Annotated in this window: 17 protein-coding genes and 3 pseudogenes; 16 read left to right on the top strand and 4 right to left on the bottom strand. The window is 39.7% G+C overall.

Annotated elements, in window-relative coordinates; genetic code table 11:
• The 7 genes and pseudogenes from sstT to NST05_RS10915 form a co-directional block, all read left to right on the top strand.
• On the top strand, positions 1–862 hold an 862-nt coding region (gene sstT, locus NST05_RS10945; protein ID WP_340743058.1), incomplete at its 5' end, for a serine/threonine transporter SstT.
• Between the two features lie 152 nt (positions 863–1,014).
• The gene (locus NST05_RS10940) at positions 1,015–1,863 is read left to right on the top strand and encodes an SAM hydrolase/SAM-dependent halogenase family protein (RefSeq protein ID WP_084828481.1); all 849 of its coding nucleotides are present in this window, start codon (positions 1,015–1,017) and stop codon (positions 1,861–1,863) included.
• 9 nt (positions 1,864–1,872) lie between these two features.
• Complete coding sequence (locus NST05_RS10935; RefSeq protein WP_002946071.1) at positions 1,873–2,418, top strand: ECF-type riboflavin transporter substrate-binding protein; 546 nt, start codon at positions 1,873–1,875, stop codon at positions 2,416–2,418.
• Between the two features lie 65 nt (positions 2,419–2,483).
• Positions 2,484–4,160: an ABC transporter ATP-binding protein gene (locus NST05_RS10930; RefSeq protein ID WP_084828482.1), complete on the top strand. Its 1,677-nt coding sequence runs from the start codon at positions 2,484–2,486 to the stop codon at positions 4,158–4,160.
• Positions 4,153–4,983: an energy-coupling factor transporter transmembrane component T family protein gene (locus NST05_RS10925; protein ID WP_011680733.1), complete on the top strand. Its 831-nt coding sequence runs from the start codon at positions 4,153–4,155 to the stop codon at positions 4,981–4,983. The genes NST05_RS10930 and NST05_RS10925 overlap by 8 nt, the downstream gene beginning before the upstream one ends.
• A gap of 209 nt (positions 4,984–5,192) precedes the next feature.
• Positions 5,193–7,169: a transketolase gene (tkt, locus tag NST05_RS10920; RefSeq protein ID WP_064355631.1), complete on the top strand. Its 1,977-nt coding sequence runs from the start codon at positions 5,193–5,195 to the stop codon at positions 7,167–7,169.
• 61 nt (positions 7,170–7,230) lie between these two features.
• Positions 7,231–7,401: pseudogene (locus NST05_RS10915) on the top strand (ascorbate 6-phosphate lactonase); the annotation flags it as partial.
• A 16-nt stretch (positions 7,402–7,417) separates the two neighbouring features.
• Here the strand turns inward: NST05_RS10915 and NST05_RS10910 are convergent.
• The 3 genes from NST05_RS10910 to rsmG all read right to left on the bottom strand — a co-directional run bounded on the left by NST05_RS10910 (position 7,418) and on the right by rsmG (position 10,276).
• Complete coding sequence (locus tag NST05_RS10910) at positions 7,418–8,089, bottom strand: potassium channel family protein (RefSeq protein WP_064355629.1); 672 nt, start codon at positions 8,087–8,089, stop codon at positions 7,418–7,420.
• Positions 8,090–8,128: 39 nt separating this feature from the next.
• A complete protein-coding gene (locus NST05_RS10905; protein ID WP_081247984.1) occupies positions 8,129–9,493 on the bottom strand; it encodes a TrkH family potassium uptake protein in 1,365 nt (454 codons plus the stop codon).
• A 69-nt stretch (positions 9,494–9,562) separates the two neighbouring features.
• Positions 9,563–10,276, bottom strand: coding sequence for a 16S rRNA (guanine(527)-N(7))-methyltransferase RsmG (gene rsmG / locus NST05_RS10900; protein ID WP_064355625.1), 714 nt, complete (start codon positions 10,274–10,276; stop codon positions 9,563–9,565).
• A 296-nt stretch (positions 10,277–10,572) separates the two neighbouring features.
• On the opposite strand from rsmG, the gene NST05_RS10895 reads away from it, so the two are divergent.
• The 9 genes and pseudogenes from NST05_RS10895 to NST05_RS10855 all read left to right on the top strand — a co-directional run bounded on the left by NST05_RS10895 (position 10,573) and on the right by NST05_RS10855 (position 18,890).
• Entirely contained in the window at positions 10,573–11,109 is a 537-nt protein-coding gene (locus NST05_RS10895) for a DUF177 domain-containing protein (RefSeq protein WP_084828483.1), read from the top strand.
• Positions 11,110–11,265: 156 nt separating this feature from the next.
• Positions 11,266–11,955 carry a response regulator transcription factor gene (locus NST05_RS10890; protein ID WP_084828484.1) on the top strand — a complete coding sequence of 230 codons (690 nt, stop codon included), beginning with the start codon at positions 11,266–11,268 and terminating at the stop codon, positions 11,953–11,955.
• Positions 11,952–13,469 (top strand): HAMP domain-containing sensor histidine kinase, encoded by a 1,518-nt coding sequence (locus tag NST05_RS10885; protein WP_084828485.1) that lies wholly within the window; start codon positions 11,952–11,954, stop codon positions 13,467–13,469. The genes NST05_RS10890 and NST05_RS10885 overlap by 4 nt, the downstream gene beginning before the upstream one ends.
• A 122-nt stretch (positions 13,470–13,591) precedes the next feature.
• A complete protein-coding gene (nrdR, locus tag NST05_RS10880; protein WP_002949642.1) occupies positions 13,592–14,071 on the top strand; it encodes a transcriptional regulator NrdR in 480 nt (159 codons plus the stop codon).
• A complete protein-coding gene (locus NST05_RS10875) occupies positions 14,068–15,243 on the top strand; it encodes a DnaD domain protein (RefSeq protein ID WP_084828486.1) in 1,176 nt (391 codons plus the stop codon). The genes nrdR and NST05_RS10875 overlap by 4 nt, the downstream gene beginning before the upstream one ends.
• Before the next feature lie 3 nt (positions 15,244–15,246).
• A complete protein-coding gene (gene dnaI / locus NST05_RS10870) occupies positions 15,247–16,149 on the top strand; it encodes a primosomal protein DnaI (protein ID WP_084828487.1) in 903 nt (300 codons plus the stop codon).
• 105 nt (positions 16,150–16,254) lie between these two features.
• Positions 16,255–17,565, top strand: coding sequence for a ribosome biogenesis GTPase Der (gene der, locus NST05_RS10865; protein ID WP_084828488.1), 1,311 nt, complete (start codon positions 16,255–16,257; stop codon positions 17,563–17,565).
• 63 nt (positions 17,566–17,628) lie between these two features.
• Positions 17,629–18,297, top strand: a pseudogene (locus tag NST05_RS10860) (HI_0552 family protein).
• A gap of 2 nt (positions 18,298–18,299) precedes the next feature.
• Positions 18,300–18,890, top strand: a complete 591-nt coding sequence (locus tag NST05_RS10855; RefSeq protein ID WP_084828489.1) for a cysteine hydrolase family protein — start codon at positions 18,300–18,302, stop codon at positions 18,888–18,890.
• Here NST05_RS10855 and NST05_RS10850 read toward each other — a convergent pair.
• A pseudogene (locus tag NST05_RS10850) lies at positions 18,851–19,399 on the bottom strand (IS256-like element IS1191 family transposase); the annotation flags it as partial. The gene NST05_RS10855 and the pseudogene NST05_RS10850 overlap by 40 nt on opposite strands.

The raw sequence follows: 19,399 nt of genomic DNA, 5'->3' as shown, positions 1-19,399 counted from the left end.
ACCTCAAGGGGTCGGTGAGGTCTTTAAGGATTTGATGCTTAAAATGGTAGACAATCCTATCAACGCTTTGTCTCAAGCCAATTACATTGGTGTTTTAGTATGGTCTGTCGTTTTTGGTTTTGCCATGCGAACAGCTAGTGAGCACACTAAAGAATTGCTGCATACCTTAGCAGAAGTAACTTCTCAAATCGTACGTTGGATTATTAATCTAGCGCCATTTGGAATCCTTGGTCTTGTCTTTGATACTATTTCTAAGAATGGCGTTGGTGTTTTGGCAGATTATGGTGCCTTAATCCTTGTTTTAGTTGGAACAATGACCTTTGTTGCTTTGGTTATTAATCCTATCATTGCATTTGTGATGATGGGTAAAAATCCTTTCCCATTGGTTTTCCGTTGCTTGAAAGATTCAGGGATTACAGCCTTCTTTACTCGCTCTTCAGCGGCTAATATCCCCGTTAACCTTCAATTGTGTGAGGACCTTGGCTTGAATCCTGATACCTATTCGGTTTCTATCCCTCTAGGGTCAACTATTAACATGGCAGGAGCGGCTGTGACAATCAATGTTTTGACGCTTGCTGCAGTGACTACTTTGGGAATTGAGGTTGATTTTGCAACAGCCTTTATTCTTAGTGTGGTTTCAACTATTTCTGCTTGCGGTGCCTCAGGTATTGCAGGAGGTTCCCTCCTCTTGGTACCCGTAGCATGCAGCCTCTTTGGGATCTCAAATGATTTAGCTATGCAAGTTGTTGGTGTCGGCTTTATCGTCGGTGTCATCCAAGACTCTTGTGAAACAGCTCTCAACTCGTCAACAGATGTTCTTTTTACAGCAGTGGCAGAAAAAAGTCGTTGGAAGAAATCTTAGATAACTACTACATGGTCAGCCTGTTGGGCTGACTTTTTGATTTTAGAGGGAAACATAGCCAAAGACTATAGCTAGCTCAAGGATCTATCATCTTTAAAAAGCCCATAAAATATAGTATAATAAACCATTCAAAGAGAAAGGGTGAAACATTTATGACTAATAATTTATTAGTGCTTCAATCAGACTTTGGTTTGGTTGACGGTGCTGTTTCGGCCATGATTGGTGTGGCCCTTCAAGAAGAACCTAGTTTGGGAGTACATCACCTTACACATGACATTACTCCCTACAACACTTTCGAAGCTTCTTATCGTCTGTTTCAGACTGTCGAGTACTGGCCAAAGGGAACAACCTTTGTTTCGGTAGTTGATCCGGGTGTAGGCTCATCACGTAAAAGTGTTGTTGCCTTAACAAAGACGGGACAATATATCGTCACACCAGACAATGGAACACTTTCTTATATCAAGAAGGTTGTTGGTATCGTTGCTGTCCGTGAAATTTCAGAAGTTGAGAATCGTCGTAGTAATACGGAGCTGTCTTATACCTTCCATGGTCGTGATGTTTATGCCTATACAGGTGCAAAATTAGCTTCTGGTCACATCAGTTTTGAAGAAGTAGGTCCTGAGTTACCTGTGGACAAAATTCTAGAGTTTCCAGTGGTTGAAACCATCATAGAGGAAAATCTAGTTCGTGGTGCGATTGACATTTTGGACGTCCGTTTCGGCTCTCTTTGGACCTCTATCACACGTGATGACTTTTATGCGTTAGAACCAAACTTTGGTGATCGATTCGAGGTGACCATCTTTAACAATGATATGTTGGTCTACCAAAACCAAGTTACCTATGGGAAATCGTTTGCGGATGTTCGTATAGGTCAGCCAATTATTTATATCAATTCCCTCTATCGTGTCGGTCTAGCCATAAACCAGGGGTCTTTTGCCAAGGCCTATAATGTTGGTGTAGGGTCTAACTGGCACATTGAAATTAAACGTTTAGGAGATTAAAGTGAGATTATGAAAAATAATTCAATTCGTACAGTAGTTGCGACAGGTATCGGTGCAGCACTCTTTATTATCATTGGTATGTTTGTTAATATTCCTATTTTTGGGAATACCAGCATCCAACTTCAGTATGCTGTTCAAGCTCTATTCTCAGTGATTTTTGGGCCTATTACAGGTTTCTTTATGGGCTTCATTGGACATGCGCTTAAAGATGGTATTCAATACGGAAATATCTCATGGGCTTGGGTTCTTGCAAGTGGTATTACAGGTCTTGTTATTGGCCTATTTGGTAAAAAATATGATGTAACAATGGGTAAATTCTCTGTAATGAGTATGATTTGGTTCAACCTAGCACAAGCATTAGGACTGCTTATTGCTTATGGTGTAGTTACGCCAATCGGTGATAAAATCCAATTTGCTCAAGCCTGGTCATATCTTTATGCACAAAGTTTTGTAGCTGGCGTAGCTAACTTTATTACAATTGCAATTGGGGGAACACTCCTTCTTGCCATCTATGCTAGTTCACGTACACAATCTGGTAGTCTTACCAAAGACTAGCATGAATCATAGGAGAGTGGGACTGTCAGTTTGCTTTGATATCTCCTCTCTTTATTAGTGGAAACATGGATAAGTACATTAGTTTTAATCAGTTTACATTTCAATATGATGCGCAAGCAGAAGCGACGCTTAAAGATATCAGCTTTGATATTGCCAAAGGCGAGAAAGTGCTCATTTTAGGCCCTTCTGGTAGCGGAAAGTCGACCCTTGCTCAGTGTCTCAATGGTATCATACCTAATATCCATAAAGGTCAGGCAAAAGGCCAGGTAAGGATAGATGGTCAGGATATTTTCAAGCAATCTATCTATGATAAGTCACAGTCGGTATCTACGGTATTGCAGGATCCAGATGGTCAGTTTATTGGCCTAACAGTAGCCGAGGATTTGGCTTTTGCTTTGGAGAATGATTGTGCTGATCAAAGTGAGATGAAGGATAAGGTAGCACTCTGGGCTGAACGTCTAGACTTGACTTCTCTTTTTAATCACCGCCCTCAAGACTTATCAGGTGGCCAAAAACAACGAGTTAGTTTGGCTGGAGTCTTGATTGATGAGAGCCCTATTCTTTTATTTGATGAGCCTCTAGCAAATTTAGATCCTAAATCAGGACAGGAAACCATTGACCTCATTGATAAAATCCACAAGGAGGTGGGAGCTACAACAATTCTTATTGAGCACCGTCTAGAAGATGTTCTTTATCGTCCCGTTGACCGTATTTTGCTAGTCAATGATGGGCAACTTCTCTTTAACGGTAGCCCAGATGAGCTTTTATCAAGTACTCTCTTACTGGAAAATGGGATTCGCGAACCTCTATATGTGACGGTTTTACGTCAGTTGGGATTTGATACAACTAGAGCACAAAATCTTAGCCAACTAGATGCTTTGGATTTGTCTGGATTAGGTATCCCAGATAGCGTTTTGAAAGCTAAAAGAGACAGTTCAAGTGATTCTATTTTGAAGGTTGAGGGGCTTAGCGTTTCCTATGGGGATAATCCAGCGATTATAGAGGATATGTCTTTTAGCTTGAAAAAAGGTGAGCGACTAGCGATTGTCGGTAAAAATGGAGCTGGAAAGTCGACGCTTGCTAAAGCTCTATGCGGTTTTGTCCCTAGTCAAGGGAAATTAACTTACAAGGGTCAGGATATCAGTCAGGATAGCATCGCCGAGCGTTCAGAGCGTATAGGCTTTGTTTTGCAAAACCCAAATCAGATGATTAGCCAAACTATGATTTTTGATGAGGTGGCTCTTGGTTTGCGCTTGCGAGGAATTGAAGAGACTGAGGTTGAAGAGCGTGTTCATGAGGTCCTGAAGACTTGTGGCCTATATAGTTTTCGTAAATGGCCCATTTCTGCGCTTTCCTTTGGTCAGAAAAAGCGCGTGACCATTGCATCTATCTTGGTTTTGAAACCTGAAATCATTATCTTGGATGAGCCAACGGCTGGTCAAGATTACAAGACTTACACAGATATCATGAATTTCTTGGACAGTCTTCAGAAGCAAGGTCATACCATTGTGATGATTACTCATGATATGCAGCTCATGTTGGAATATAGCGATCGTTGTCTCGTTGTGGTTGAGGGGAAAATCATTGCAGACGACAATCCTGTTACAATTCTTAATCAGAAGGATTTACTTGAGTCAGCTAATCTCAAGCAGACATCTCTGTATACTTTGGGTCAGAAATTGTCAAGTAATCCAGTAGAAGTAACCCAGTATTATATCGAAAAAGGAGGCCCTAATGTCTAATCGTTTAATTGGTTATCAGTCAGGTCAAGGTTTCCTCTATGATTTGTCTGGGGCAAGTAAGATGCTTTTCTTTATCTTGGTTTCAGTTGCTTGTATGGCAACCTATGACCCACGTTTTATTCTAGCAGTAGGCTTACTTTCTATTTATCTCTTTAACTTGGCCAAGATTCGTTGGCGAGATATTTCTTTCGTTGTTAAGATTATTGGATCAATTGCTCTCTTTAATTTACTTATGGTCTACCTTTTCGCACCTGGCTATGGTGAAGAAATTTACAGGGCTAAGACAGTTATTATTGAAGGTTGGGGGCGTTTCTATCTAACCAGTCAGGAGCTTTTTTACCTTGCAAATCTATTGCTCAAGTATTTTTCAACGGTCCCTCTTGCCATTCTATTTCTCATGACTACTCATCCGAGTCAGTTTGCGGCTAGCCTGAATCAAATTGGGGTTCCTTATAAATTTGCCTATTCCGTGAGTTTAACCTTGCGTTATATTCCAGATGTTCAAGAAGAATTCTTTACGATTCGTAAGGCTCAGGAGGCTCGTGGTTTGGATTTGTCGCAAAAGGCGGGATTGGTCAAACGTATTCGTGGGAATCTCCAAATTGTTCTTCCTCTAATTTTTTCATCCCTCGAACGAATTGATACCATATCGACAGCCATGGAGTTACGACGATTTGGTCGATACAAAAAACGTACATGGTATGTACACAAATCCTTGACTAAACAAGATTATCTTGTAATCGTATCAGCTACTCTTTTATTGGGAATTAGTCTGGAGTTGATTTATCTTAACCATGGGCGTTTTTACAATCCATGGATTTGAAGTTTTCTTTCAGTGAGTTTTAAATAAACGAAAGAGTTCTGAGATGTCTATAGTATCTTCAGAGCTTTTTTAGTTTTTTATTCCCAATTTTTGAACGGTATTTGTATGAAATTTTCGATAAAGTACTTTATTGTGAAAACGTTTCTGTGATATAATGAAGGGTGTATTGATGTAACTAAAAGAGTCTTGATATTATTAAGGAGGAAATTATGTCTAACCTTTCAGTAAATGCTATCCGTTTTCTAGGGGTAGATGCGATTAACCAATCTAACTCTGGCCACCCTGGTGTGGTAATGGGTGCAGCACCAATGGGTTACACTTTGTTTACTAGACAAATGCATGTCAATCCTGAAGTTCCAAATTGGATTAATCGTGACCGTTTTGTTTTGTCAGCAGGTCATGGTTCAATGCTTCTTTATGCGCTCCTCCATTTGTCAGGATTTAAAGATTTGAGCATTGAAGAGCTTAAACAATTCCGTCAATGGGGTTCTAAGACACCTGGTCACCCAGAATTTGGCCATACAGTTGGTGTAGATGCTACGTCAGGTCCACTTGGGCAAGGTATTGCTATGGCTGTCGGTATGGCACAAGCTGAACGTTTCTTGGCTTCTCGATACAACAAGGAAGGCTTCCCAATCTTTGACCATTATACTTATGTTATTGCGGGGGATGGTTGCTTTATGGAAGGCGTTTCGGCCGAAGCATCATCTTACGCTGGTCTTCAAAAATTGGATAAATTGATTGTCTTGTACGATTCAAATGATATCAATCTTGACGGTGAAACTAAAGATTCATTTACTGAAGATGTACGTGCACGTTATGAAGCTTATGGTTGGAACACTGAATTTGTTCAAGATGGAACAGATATTGAAGCTATCAACGCTGCTATTGAAAGTGCAAAAGCAAGTGGTAAACCATCTTTGATCGAGGTTAAGACTGTCATTGGTCATGGTGCTCCTAATAAACAAGGAACTAACGGTGTTCACGGTGCTCCTCTTGGACCAGATGAAACAGCAGCTGCAAGAGAAAACTTGGGTTGGAACCATGCTCCATTTGAAATTCCAAAAGAAGTTTATGCTGATTTCAAGGAAAATACAGTTGATCGTGGTCGTCAGGCCTATGACACTTGGGTTGCTTTGGTAGATGAGTACAAACAATCTTACCCAGAACTTGGTTCTGAACTTGCACGCATTCTTGAAGGTAAGGATGCAGTTGAATTCCAATCTTCAGACTTCCCAGCTGTTGAAAATGGTTATTCACAAGCAACTCGTAATTCAAGTCAAGATGCTTTGAATGCTATTGCTGATAAAGTGCCAACATTCCTAGGTGGTTCTGCGGATTTGGCTCACTCAAATATGACTTACATTAAATCTGAAGGTCTACAAGATGATGAACATCGTCTTAACCGTAACATTCAATTTGGTGTACGTGAGTTTGCGATGGGAGCAATCTTGAATGGTATGTCTCTCCATGGTGGACTTCGTGTTTACGGTGGTACCTTCTTCGTATTCTCAGACTATGTAAAAGCAGCAGTTCGTTTGTCTGCACTTCAAGGACTTCCAGTTACTTATGTCTTTACTCACGACTCTATTGCAGTTGGTGAAGATGGCCCAACCCATGAACCAATCGAACATCTAGCTGGACTTCGTGCTATTCCAAACCTTAATGTTTATCGTCCAGCAGACGCGCGTGAGACACAAGCTGCATGGTATCAAGCTGTAACTTCTAAATCAACACCTACGGCGCTTGTTTTGACACGTCAAAACTTGACTGTTGAAGAAGGAACAGATTTTGATAAAGTTTCAAGAGGTGCTTACGTTGTTCATGAAACAGCAGCAGATTTTGATACTATTCTCCTTGCTTCTGGTTCAGAAGTAAATCTTGCAGTAGCATCAGCAAAAGCTTTGGAATCAGAAGGCTACAAAGTTCGTGTTGTGAGTGTTCCATCAACAGATGTCTTTGATGCACAGGATCAAGCCTATAAAGAGGAAGTTCTTCCAAATGCAGTTCGTCGTCGTGTAGCAATCGAAATGGCAGCAAGTCTACCATGGTATAAATATGTTGGTTTAGACGGTGCTGTGATTGGAATTGATACATTTGGTGCCTCAGCTCCAGCTGCTAAAATTATTGAAGAATATGGCTTTACAGTAGAAAATATCGTTGAAAAAGTAAAAGGTATGAACTAAGATAGTTTGAATTCTTAGAAACATTAAAAAACATTGGTTATAAGGACCAATGTTTTTTTACGTGTCTAATGGAGAAAGGGCACCTAGGGCTGTTAAGGATGTACTTGAGACACTGGGTGGCCTAATCTATCATGGTGAAGACTGTCATTTCTCTAACTGCTTTGCAAAACATGGTAAGGACTTTGATATTGAAGTAGCTAACAATAACTATCTAGGTATTCAAGAAATGTTAGTCTATCTAAGTCAATTTATTTCAAATATCCTAAATAATCGAATTTTTCTAGTGTTCGATTGTCGGAGACTACTAGAATAGTTCCTTCGTTAGGGAGTCTATTCATTGGGTCAAAGTGAGTGTTTAACTTACCATTTTCCTCATTTCTAAAACCAATAACATTGACGTTATAAGTTTGTCTTAGATTTAAAGTATGCAACGACTTTCCAGCCCATTCATTAGGAATTTTTAACTCAATTAAAGCCACGTCATCCTCTAAATGAAAAATTCTTGAAATGTTACAGCGAAGTATATTTGAAGCCAAGTCTTTTGCTGTGCTACGCTCAGGAGTGATGACCAAATTGGCCCCCATTCCGTAAAGGACTTCCTCATAATTGTTATTTGTAGCTTTGGCGATAATATTTGTAATGCCGAGTTTTTTACAATGTAGGAGCGCCAGTGCAGAAGATTCTAAGTGTTCTCCAGTTGCAATAACGACTGTATCGCAAGTATCGATACCAGCGGAACGTAGAAAGTCAATGTCAGTAATGTCACCAACAGCGGCCTTAGTCACTTGATCAGCAAGGAAATCAATTGTTGTAGAGTTGTTGTCCAAGGCAATGACATCTTGTCCAAAAGAGGAGAGTTCGGTTGCAAGTGTTTGTCCAAAGATTCCCAAACCGAGGACACCAATAATTTGTGTTTTCATATAAAATCCTTTCAGAGTATTGTCAATTAATAAAATAGTTTAGCCGACTGAAATATGAGTAGGGGCATAAGAGACATGTTTTTCTTTTTTTGTCATCAAGCTCAAGAGAACAGTAATAGGTCCGACACGGCCAATGAACATCAGAGCCATGATAACAAGACGTCCCATGGTGTTAAGACTAGAAGTCAGATCCATAGACACCCCAACGGTAGCAATAGCTGACACACTCTCGAAAAGTAGAGCTAGTGGTGACAGAGTAGGGTTAGTCTGAAGCAAAATAACATAGCCGACTAAGAGCATGATTAGGTAAAATAGGATAACAGTGAATGCTTGCATAACAGTTTTATTAGAGATAATACGATTTCGGAAAACAACTCTGGAGTTACCAGAAAGCACCGACTTGAAAAGAAGAAACATGATGGAGGCGGTGGTTACCTTGATACCACCGGCAGTTCCTCCAGGACCACCCCCAATAAACATCTGAATCATAAAAAGAAGGTTTGAAGTAAAATTAGCATTGGTGTAGGAAATAGTCGCAAAACCGGCGGTACGCATGGTTACAGTCTGAAAGAAACTTACCAAAAGTTGCTGCCAGACATTGAGAGTACCGATAGTTTTAGAGTTATCCATTTCCAAAAACCAAGCAAGTAGGGTTCCGCCTAAGAGGAGACAGCTTGTACTTATAAGCACAAGACGACTTTGATTACTGAAAGGTCTACTTGCTAATTTCCAGTTTCTAGGGCGATCTTTAATATAGCGTCTAATCATTTGAATTAAATCAATCCAAACTGCAAAACCTAAGCCTCCAGACATAATAAGAAAAGCCACAGAGAGGTTGATAGTTGGATTGGTCGCATAATCTTGTAAACTGTTAGTTCCTAGGTTATCAAAGCCAGCGTTACAAAAAGCAGAGACAGCTAGAAAGAGACTGTTAAAAATGCCATGACCAAGTCCAAAGCGAGGAATAAAATCAGTCATAATTACTAGTGCCGCTAAAGCTTCAATAGAAAAAGTTATTTTATATACATTGAAAAGATAAGCTTTCAAATCTTTTTGGTTATCCCTACTAAGTGCGGATTGAAGGAGATCTTGATCACTTAATCCTAATTTATTTTTAAGAGTATAGGTACTAAAGGCTATAAGAGAGACTAGTCCAAGTCCTCCCGTCTGTATAAGGAGAATAGAGATAATCTGACCAAAGCCATTGTAAGCCTTGCTGACAGGAACAACGGAAAGCCCAGTTACACAGACCATTGACACAGCATTGAAGAGATGATCTAGGTAGCTTGTTTCTGGACTATTAGCATAATGGCTTATGGGAAGACTAAGTAAAATACTCCCCACTATAATGACAAAGGCAAAGCTGAGTACAAGCTTTTGCGTGACTGAAAGACGATTTATCAATGAGAACCTCCGAGTTATCATAAGGAGAAATAAGAATCCTAGGAGTAAGAAAACATTCTTGGATAAACGTTATAGTGGTTTCTTATTAGGAATCCCAGCACGACGTGGGTACTTGTTTGGGGTTTCTTTTTTCTTATCGATAATGGTAATATTACGACCATCACCATTTGGCAGCTTGTAGTTTTCGTTGAGAATAGGTTTAGCAAAAAGAACGTTCAAAGCATTTCTAGCATCGACTAGCTCTTGGTCAGCTGCGGCAGCCTTAAGTGCAATAAGTTGACCTCCGACCTTTAAGAAAGGAATAGTTAATTCTGAGAGAATTTGCATACGTGCAACGGCACGGGCAGTAACAATATCAAATTGAGCACGGAAGGCCTTATCTTGTCCAAAATCTTCAGCACGTCCGTGATAGAAGTGAACACCGCTAAGTCCAAGTTCATCAGACAAGAAGTTAAGGAAAGTGATGCGTTTATTAAGAGAATCAATGATTGTCACATCAAGATTAGGACAAAGAATTTTAATAGGGAGACTTGGAAATCCAGCTCCAGCACCGATATCCAGAAGTCGAATACTTTGATTTTTAATATGCCCTTGAAGAACAGGAGCCAAAGAATCATAGAAATGTTTGAGGAAAACCTCATCTTTGTCTGTAATTGCAGTAAGGTTGATTTTCTCATTCCATTCTACCAAAAGCTCAAAGTAGCGTTGGAATTGGTCTTTTTGTTTTTGGCTAAGATCGAACCCTAGTTCTTTCAAAGCCATGTAAAAATCTTCAGGTGTCATTTTACAATCCTTTTATCTAGTTTCAATGCCCCTATTTTACCATAATTAATCCCTTTCATCTAATGGAAAAGATTGTTTAAGATTAGGTAAGAACCAGTTTTTAATAAGCTACTAAAAACCTCATAAGTTTAAAATTATGTAATATTAAAGCTGTTATTTTTTTAAAAAAATCTGATATAATGTTAATTAAGTCTAAAATCATAATTACTCGCTTTAATGAAAAGTGAATATAGGGGATTATGGTCTTATGGATTGAAAATAGATTCCTATGGGAAAATTTAATTTGAGGATTGAAAATGATTTATCTTTCAGAAGTTAGAAAGTCTCCAGAAGGGCTAGCCTTTAATGAAGCACCTTCTTTGTTGGAGTCAATTAAAGAACGCTATGACCAAGTTTTAAATCTTGAACAACTTCAAGCAAGTGGTCAAGTAGTCTATGATAATGGCTTATATCTCTTAGATTATCAACTTAGCTATGATATTACTTTGCCATCTAGTCGTTCACTTGAGCCTGCGACACTTGGGTTCAATTACCTAGTCTCGGAAACCTTTATACAAGAGGCGGATGCTGCTCTTCAAAAGGAATTAGTCGAGGAAAATCTAGTTCTTATCTTGAATGACGATACTATTGACCTTAATGAGAGTATTTTAGATAATATTCTTCTTAATATTCCTTTGAGAGTGCTGACACCTGAAGAGAAATCAGGACAAACTTCGCTCTCAGGTAATGACTGGGAAGTCTTGTCAGAAGAGGATTTTGCAGCTCTTAAACAAGGGGAGAAAGAGGCAAGTAATCCTTTTGCTCAATTGAATGGACTATTTGATGACAATTAATTCAAAAACAAACTAAAAATGTTTGACAATTTTAAAAATCTGTATTATTCTGTCATTATAAGCTAATTTTCGGATGTATTCATTGGCTAAACCTAAATACTTTTTGAGGAAATGGAAGCCAAAAAATTTTTTATACAAAGAGGGTAAATACTTATTATGAGCAAACGCATTTTGATTGTTGAAGATGAGAGAAACCTTGCTCGTTTTGTCTCTCTTGAACTTCAACACGAAGGATACGACGTTGTGACAGCGGACAACGGACGCGAAGGACTTGAAATGGCACTTGAGAAAGATTTCGATCTGATTCTCTTGGACCTTATGTTGCCTGAGATGGACGGTTTCGAAGTGACACGTCGTCTCCAACAAGAAAAAGATACTTATATTATGATGATGACAGCTCGCGACTCAATCATGGATATTGTTGCTGGTTTGGATCGTGGAGCTGATGACTATATTATAAAACCATTTGCGATTGAAGAACTGTTGGCACGTATTCGTGCAACCTTCCGTCGTCAAGATATCGAAGCTACTAAGAAGGTACCAGCTAAAGCGTCAACCTATCGCGATTTAAAATTGGATGTTCAAAACCGTGCAGTTGTTCGCGGTGATGAGGTAATTCCATTGACAAAACGTGAGTTTGATTTGTTGAACACACTTTTAAGCAATATGAACCAAGTAATGACCCGTGAGGAACTCTTGCTTCAAGTCTGGAAATATGATGACGTAATTGAAACAAACGTTGTAGATGTTTATATTCGTTACTTACGTGGGAAAATCGACATTCCAGGTAAGGAATCATACATTCAAACAGTACGAGGGATGGGTTACGTTATCCGTGAAAGATGAGTAAATTATTTGGTAAAGTAACCATTAGAAAAAAGTTGACCATGACAACTGCTGTGGTCTTCTTTCTTGTATTGTCGATGTTCACTCTGGTTGTTGTATTTTCAGCCAATACGCTTCTTTTGCAACGTGAACGTCAAAATGTAAATAATACAATCTCAAAAGTTGTTACTTATATCGAAAAGGACTGGGACTCTGATGAAGAGTTGAGTCCAGAGCCGCTTTTAGCGGCCTTTTATTCACCGAAAAATATCTATCCATCAATCATTAATGGAGTGCTTTCTGAAAAGCGTTCCTTAGATGGTCAAGTTGCGGTTTCTAATAGATTATATTCCAACCAGTCTGTCTATGTTTATGACAAAAAGGGAACTTTTATCTTTACTTCTGAGGAGGATACAGACTCACCTCCAGGCATGTCTGAGGTCAATAAACTGAAGTTGGTTTCCTATAAAGGTAAACGTGGTTTCTTACTACAAGTTCCAATCTATGGCAAGGATAAGAAGACCATTGTTGGGTATGCTCAAGTTTTCCATGATTTGAAATTCTACTATGCGTTAAAAGAGCGTTTAATTTTCCTATTGATATTCCTTGAAGTAGGAATGACGGTCTTAGTTATTGCAGTAATTGTAGTTGTCTTGACATCTATTCTTCGTCCGATGAGGCAGTTACACGAAACAATGGGTATTATTATCGATTCGCCAAGTGATTTGGAGCTTCGATCTAAGATTGAGAGTCATGATGAGATTGGTGCTTTGGCACTTAACTTTAACTGTATGATGGATAAAATTCAAGAAAATAATCAGATGCAGATGCGTTTCTTGAGTGACGTCAGTCACGAATTACGTACTCCCATTGCAGTTATTAAAGGACATATGGACCTCTTGCAACGTTGGGGTAAAAATGATCCTGAAATCCTTGAAGAAAGTCTTGAAGCTGCAAGTCACGAAGCCAACCGTATGACGATTATGATTAACGATATGTTGGATTCTATTCGTGTTAAAGGGTCATTTGACAATCATAGAAATGATACATGTGATTTGAATTCTTCAATCCGTACGGTTATTGGGAATTTCCGTGTCCTACATGACGACTACCAATTCTACCTCAATGATTCTGAGGGTTCAGATCGTCCAGCACAGATTTACAGCCAGCACTTTGAACAGGTTATTACTATTTTGATTGATAATGCGGTCAAGTATTCGCCTGTTAATAAGAAAATCCAGGTTACTATCAAGGCTCTGGAAGATGAGATGCTGGTACAGGTACAGGATAATGGTGAGGGTATCTCTAAAGAAGATATTGAACATATATTTGAACGCTTCTATCGTTCAGATAAGGCGCGTAATCGTACGACAACCCAATCTGGTGTGGGTATTGGTTTATCAATCCTCTATCAAATTGTGGAAGCTTATCGATGCCATATCGATGTCAGTTCAGAACTTGGTGTGGGTACACGTTTTGACCTCTACATTCCTTTTGCAGAGTCAGAAACTACGACACCTCAAATTGAAGGTTAAGTCAATTTACAAGAGATTTATACTAACTCTCAATCAATGAGCACGTCTCGTTAAGGGCGTGCTTTTTATGTGTTTTTATGGTAAAATAGAGTACTGAATTTCGAAGATTGGTGGTGAAGTGCATGCGTTGTCCAAAATGTCAACATAATAAATCTAATGTTATCGATAGCCGTCAGGCAGAGGATGGAAATACCATTCGTCGTCGTCGAGAGTGTGATGCTTGTCATGCCCGTTTTACTACATTTGAGCGTGTGGAAGAAGTTCCACTTTTAGTTGTCAAAAAAGATGGTACTCGTGAACAATTCTCTCGCGATAAGATTTTCAATGGTATCTTGATGAGTGCTCAGAAGCGTCCAGTTTCAAGTGAGGATATTGAAAATGCCATCACCCGTATAGAGCAAAACATTCGCCGTAACCATGATGGAGAGGTTGATAGTGAGGTCATTGGGAATTTAGTCATGAAAGAACTAGCAGATCTTGATGAAATTACCTATGTCCGTTTTGCTAGTGTCTACCGTTCTTTCAAAGATGTTGATGAGATTGAAGAATTGCTTCAAGAAATCACCAAGACTGTCCGTGCGAAAAAAGAGTCTAAAAAATGAGACCTATTGAAGAATTTGTCTATGTTGGCAATCAGGTTATCGTTCCCGATCAGGCAAGTTTGATGCGTTGTTATTATCCCATTATTGGGGGTGAGGGATACGCACTCTATCAGTATTTTGTGGCTTTCTATGATAATGGTAATCATCGTCATAAATTTGCTACTATTCTGAATCATCTTAACTTTGGTATGCAGCCTCTTCAGGAATCCCTGGCGGTCCTAACAGCGGTAGACTTGTTGGCTTTCTATCATTCTCCTCAGGGAATTTATGTTGTGGAGCTTAAGTCTCCCCTATCTATCGAGCAGTTTCTAAAACATGCGGTTTATAGTTCACTTCTAGAGCAAAAAATTGGTGAGCCAGCAGTGGATGCTTTAAAACCGACGAGTTTACATGGTTTACAAGACTTATCTAAACGTTTTTCGGATGTTTTTACTGATGAGCGTTTGGCTCAAAAGTCTGTTTCTGAAATTAAGCCTAAAAATTCATTTGATTTAATCAGTTTCAGGAATCGTATGCAGGCTGATGGACTTGTATTTACAGATGAAAAGACAGATGTTCCAGAAATCTATAAGTTGTCTGAAACCTATGACATGAATTGGTATGATACCTATCTCTTGTCAAAAAAGACAGCCGTGAACCACCGGATTATTGTTAAGCGTATGCAAGTGCAATTAGAGCAAGCTCAAGCTCAAAAATTGGGTGGTGATTCTGCATTGACGGAGACAGAGAAAAAGATTCTTAAAGCTGTTAAATCTGGAAAACCTGTTGATTACTTACAGAGTGCTAAGGGTCCAGGCGGGACTGTGACTAATTCTGAGAAAAAAATTCTCACAGACTTGGCACAAAGAGGCTTTATGGATGAGGTCATTAATCTCATGGTTGCCTACAGTTTGGGACGGACACGTTCAACAAATGTGAATCGAGAGTATATCTCTAAAGTTGCCAACGATTTTGACTTTAAGAAGATTGTTACTGCTGAACAAGGGCTTTTGGCTTTGCGTAGTGGTTACGACAAAAAATCACAGCGGGCAAAAGATGATTCTAAGAAGAAAACAAATGTACCTAGCTGGAGTGATCCTGATTACGATAATCAAACCAGTCAGGCCGACCAAGCCAAGTTAGACGAAATTAGACGCCGTGCTTTGGCTAAACTAGAAGAAGGAAAGGAGTAGCCTATGGAAAGAGTTGGACAAACCTTGAACCGAACAGGATATCATGGGTCTGGTAATGCAACAGATTTGACCAAGCAAATCTTGGCGGATCCAAGAGTGGCTGGCTTTATTCAAGAACATGGCTTAAGCCAGGACGAAATCAAGCGTAGTCTTCCAAAGTTTAATCAATTCTTGGTGGAATGCCGTAAGGTCAAAGAAGGTGATGTCAGCTACATTGCCAAAGGGTATGAGCCGATTCTGACCATGAATGAAGGCTACGCTGACGTAACCTATAAGGAAACGCGTCAGCTTAAGGAGCAACAAGAACAACAGGCTATTTCTAAGCGGATTAACTTGGTGAGCTTGCCTCAGTCCTATCGCAAGATTACCTTTGCTGATATTGCACTAGATGATGTCGCTCGTGTTGATACCTTTGAGACACTTGTTGATTTTGTAGCTAATTACCCTAGTCCAGACCAGAAAGGCCTCTATATCTACGGAGATATGGGGGTTGGGAAATCATTCATGTTGGCTGCTATGGCCCACGAACTTTCAGAGACGAAGAAGGTTGCTACGACCATTATTCATTACCCATCTTTTACTATTGATGTTAAAAATGGGATCAAGGACGGCTCTGTGAAGGAACAAATTGATGCTGTCAAAGAAGCAGAAGTTCTAGTTTTAGATGATATTGGTGCAGAGCAATTCTCTTCTTGGATTAGAGACGATGTTTTGCAAGTCATTCTCCAGTATCGCATGATTGAGGAGCTACCGACCTTCTTCACATCCAACTATAGTTTTGCAGACTTAGAAGCTAAGCTATCAAATGGACGTCAGGGAGACGAGACTTGGCAGGCCAAACGTGTGATGGAACGTATTCGTTTTTTAGCTAAAGAGGTTCACTTGAAAGGTGTTAATCGCCGTTAAGGTGATTCTAATAATGATAAAGAACAAGCGTGTTTGCTTTCCTTGGTGGAAGTTAGATTGCTAAATGAAGAAAGGAATCCCTAATTTAATCAGGGACTTAAATATATGACATTACCTACAGTTGCTATCGTGGGTCGCCCAAATGTTGGGAAGTCGACCCTATTTAACCGAATTGCGGGTGAACGTATCTCTATCGTCGAAGATGTTGAAGGGGTAACACGTGACCGTATTTATACCTCTGCTGAGTGGCTTAATCGTCAGTTTAACTTGATTGATACAGGTGGTATCGATGATGTCGATGCCCCATTCATGGAACAGATTAAGCACCAAGCTGGCATTGCCATGACTGAAGCAGACGTTATTGTCTTTGTCGTTTCAGGTAAGGAAGGCGTGACAGATGCGGATGAGTACGTTGCCCGTATTCTCTATAAGACCAACAAGCCAGTTATCTTGGCGGTAAATAAAGTGGATAACCCTGAAATGCGTGCAGATATCTATGATTTCTATTCTCTTGGGCTTGGCGATCCATATCCAGTTTCATCTGTTCATGGTATTGGTACGGGGGACGTTCTCGATGCTATCGTTGAAAATCTTCCAACAGAAGTCGAAGAAGAAAATCCAGATATCATCCGTTTCAGTTTGATTGGGCGTCCAAACGTCGGAAAATCAAGTTTGATTAACGCCATTTTAGGCGAGGACCGAGTGATTGCGAGTCCTATTGCTGGTACGACTCGTGATGCCATTGACACAAACTTTGTGGACAGTGAAGGTCAAGAGTATACTATGATTGATACCGCTGGTATGCGTAAATCTGGTAAGGTATATGAAAATACAGAAAAATACTCTGTTATGCGTTCTATGCGTGCCATTGATCGTTCTGATGTTGTCCTTATGGTTATCAATGCCGAAGAAGGTATCCGTGAGTATGACAAGCGTATTGCTGGTTTTGCCCATGAAGCTGGTAAAGGGATTATCATCGTAGTTAACAAATGGGATACGATTAAGAAGGACAACCACACCGTTGCCAACTGGGAAGCAGATATCCGTGATCAGTTCCAATTCTTGAGCTATGCCCCAATTGTCTTTGTATCGGCTAAGACGAAACAACGTCTTAACAAGTTACCAGAGATGATCAAACGCATCAGTGAGAGTCAAAACCGTCGTATTTCATCGGCTGTCTTGAATGATGTTATCATGGATGCCATCGCCATCAACCCAACACCAACTGACAAAGGGAAACGCCTTAAGATTTTCTACGTGACACAAGTTTCGGTTAAACCACCAACATTTGTTATCTTTGTCAATGAAGAAGAGCTTATGCACTTCTCATACATGCGTTTCTTGGAAAATCAAATTCGTCAGGCCTTTGGCTTTGAGGGAACACCAATCCACTTGATTGCTCGTAAACGTAAATAAAAAAGAGACCAACCAGAATAGAATCTTTACGGGTTGGTCTTTTGGTATTGTAAGGAGAAAACGATGTTAGAAAATGTTCAAACTTATTTATCCAAACAAGGAGTTAAGTATATCAAACCTGAGAAGGCGGAGCCACATCAGGTTTGATATGGAAGCTCTCAAAACTTTGGGACAAGCTGCTCATAAGGGAAATACAGTTCTTATCAAAAGCTCTAGAGGAGCGTCTAGACCCCATGAAAATGGATCGTGTCAGCAATTGGGCTAAAAGTATGCCGTCCACATTTCTGGTGCTATTACAGAGCTCCTGAGGAACAGTTTAGATGATGTTGCTATGGCGATTCGACTATACGGTTAAGCTGAAGATTGGGGAATATCAGTTGAAGTGAACTTTGTCGAACGGAAAAAATCTGATACTACTCTAGCGAAGCAATATAAGGTCCTAGACTTACCGATTACTTTTCCACTTTACTATCTTGCTCAAGAAGATGGGAAGATGGTGTCAGTCATCGTGTGGAAGGGACTTAAGCGAATCGTCAGATGCTCAAAGAAGCAGTCAAAGCTGGTCGTGTTCGAAAGGTCTTGGTTAAATATGATGTCCCTGTGACGGATAGCTTGACTAGGGATGACTTACTAGATCAACTAATGGAAGGCTTTCAACTGATAACTCCTTATTTTGATAGTTGTCAGGATGCAAATAAGTTGTTGGAAGATTGGTGTAAAAGAGGAGAATAAAAATGCAAGGATTATTAATGATTGATATGCAAAGGGCCTTTGATAATAGTTCATGGGGAGAACGTAATAACCCTCAGCTTGAAGTGAATTCCCAAAAATTGCTTAATTTTTTTAGAGAAAGGGGATGGCCAGTACTTCATGTTCAACATGTATACACGAATACTCAATCACGTTTTCACGAATCTCAAGGTCAAGATTTTAAAGATGGCTTTCAACCATACCCAAGTGAACCTGTTTTCCAAAAGATAGTTAATAGCGCTTTCATTAGGACGAATTTAGAGAGCTATTTAAGAGATAAAAGAATTGATAAGTTAGTTATTGCAGGCTTTACCTTGCCACACTGTGTGTCTACCACAACTCGCATGGCGGCTAATTTAGGGTTTAAGACGTCACTTATTTCAGATGCAACGGCCAGTTTTGCCCTACCCAATTTAGATGGTCATTTGATAGATCCAGAGGTCCTGCATACCATAAATCTAGTATCCTTACACGATGAATTTGCTCAAGTAATGACAATAGAGGAGTTCATGGGGGATGATAATGAAGAGCTCTATGCCTTCTGTCCTTCTGGTGTAATGCCAAGTGCGATATGAATACATTCTTTACTAACGGTTCCACGTCTTAAGGGAAGATAGGTTCCGTCAAGAAATAAAACAGAGTAATTGGCTTCTAAGCTTCGCTCATGAAAAGTAGCGACATTCTCCTGAGTTGCTTTTGAGATATTAGAAATTGTGGCAGGACTATAGTGATGACCATACATTCGCTCGATGATATCACTAATTTCTCGAGTCGTTACACCGGTTTGATAGAGTTTGATAACCATCTCTTCCAAGTGGTCATCTCGACGTCCATAAGCGGGAAGCAAAGCTGGACTAAAGTTCCCATTACGATCTCTAGGAATACTCAACTGAACAGTCCCATATTTGGTTTCGAATTTCCGTGCATAGCTTCCGTTACGACTATTCCCAGAATTATAGCCTAATTTATCGTAAGGTTCATACCCTAAAAAGGCTGATAACTCTGCTTGAAGCAGATCATTCATAGCTGTTTCAAGAGAAGTACGGAAAAATTCATCAATATCTTGCTTTTGGGCTAGGAAGTT

This window comes from Streptococcus sp. FSL E2-3494 (genome assembly GCF_038007085.1).
In the GTDB taxonomy this organism is placed as follows: domain Bacteria; phylum Bacillota; class Bacilli; order Lactobacillales; family Streptococcaceae; genus Streptococcus; species Streptococcus thermophilus.
This window is presented reverse-complemented; position numbering and strand designations above follow the sequence as displayed.

Excerpts from the sequence above, each read along its gene's own strand:
- NST05_RS10940 (WP_084828481.1), top strand. The coding sequence starts at position 1,015 with ATGACTAATAATTTATTAGTGCTTCAATCAGACTTTGGTTTGGTTGAC.
- NST05_RS10935 (WP_002946071.1), top strand. The coding sequence starts at position 1,873 with ATGAAAAATAATTCAATTCGTACAGTAGTTGCGACAGGTATCGGTGCA.
- NST05_RS10930 (WP_084828482.1), top strand. The coding sequence starts at position 2,484 with ATGGATAAGTACATTAGTTTTAATCAGTTTACATTTCAATATGATGCG.
- NST05_RS10925 (WP_011680733.1), top strand. The coding sequence starts at position 4,153 with ATGTCTAATCGTTTAATTGGTTATCAGTCAGGTCAAGGTTTCCTCTAT.
- tkt (WP_064355631.1), top strand. The coding sequence starts at position 5,193 with ATGTCTAACCTTTCAGTAAATGCTATCCGTTTTCTAGGGGTAGATGCG.
- NST05_RS10910 (WP_064355629.1), bottom strand. The coding sequence starts at position 8,089 with ATGAAAACACAAATTATTGGTGTCCTCGGTTTGGGAATCTTTGGACAA.
- rsmG (WP_064355625.1), bottom strand. The coding sequence starts at position 10,276 with ATGACACCTGAAGATTTTTACATGGCTTTGAAAGAACTAGGGTTCGAT.
- NST05_RS10895 (WP_084828483.1), top strand. The coding sequence starts at position 10,573 with ATGATTTATCTTTCAGAAGTTAGAAAGTCTCCAGAAGGGCTAGCCTTT.
- NST05_RS10890 (WP_084828484.1), top strand. The coding sequence starts at position 11,266 with ATGAGCAAACGCATTTTGATTGTTGAAGATGAGAGAAACCTTGCTCGT.
- NST05_RS10885 (WP_084828485.1), top strand. The coding sequence starts at position 11,952 with ATGAGTAAATTATTTGGTAAAGTAACCATTAGAAAAAAGTTGACCATG.
- nrdR (WP_002949642.1), top strand. The coding sequence starts at position 13,592 with ATGCGTTGTCCAAAATGTCAACATAATAAATCTAATGTTATCGATAGC.
- NST05_RS10875 (WP_084828486.1), top strand. The coding sequence starts at position 14,068 with ATGAGACCTATTGAAGAATTTGTCTATGTTGGCAATCAGGTTATCGTT.
- dnaI (WP_084828487.1), top strand. The coding sequence starts at position 15,247 with ATGGAAAGAGTTGGACAAACCTTGAACCGAACAGGATATCATGGGTCT.
- der (WP_084828488.1), top strand. The coding sequence starts at position 16,255 with ATGACATTACCTACAGTTGCTATCGTGGGTCGCCCAAATGTTGGGAAG.
- NST05_RS10855 (WP_084828489.1), top strand. The coding sequence starts at position 18,300 with ATGCAAGGATTATTAATGATTGATATGCAAAGGGCCTTTGATAATAGT.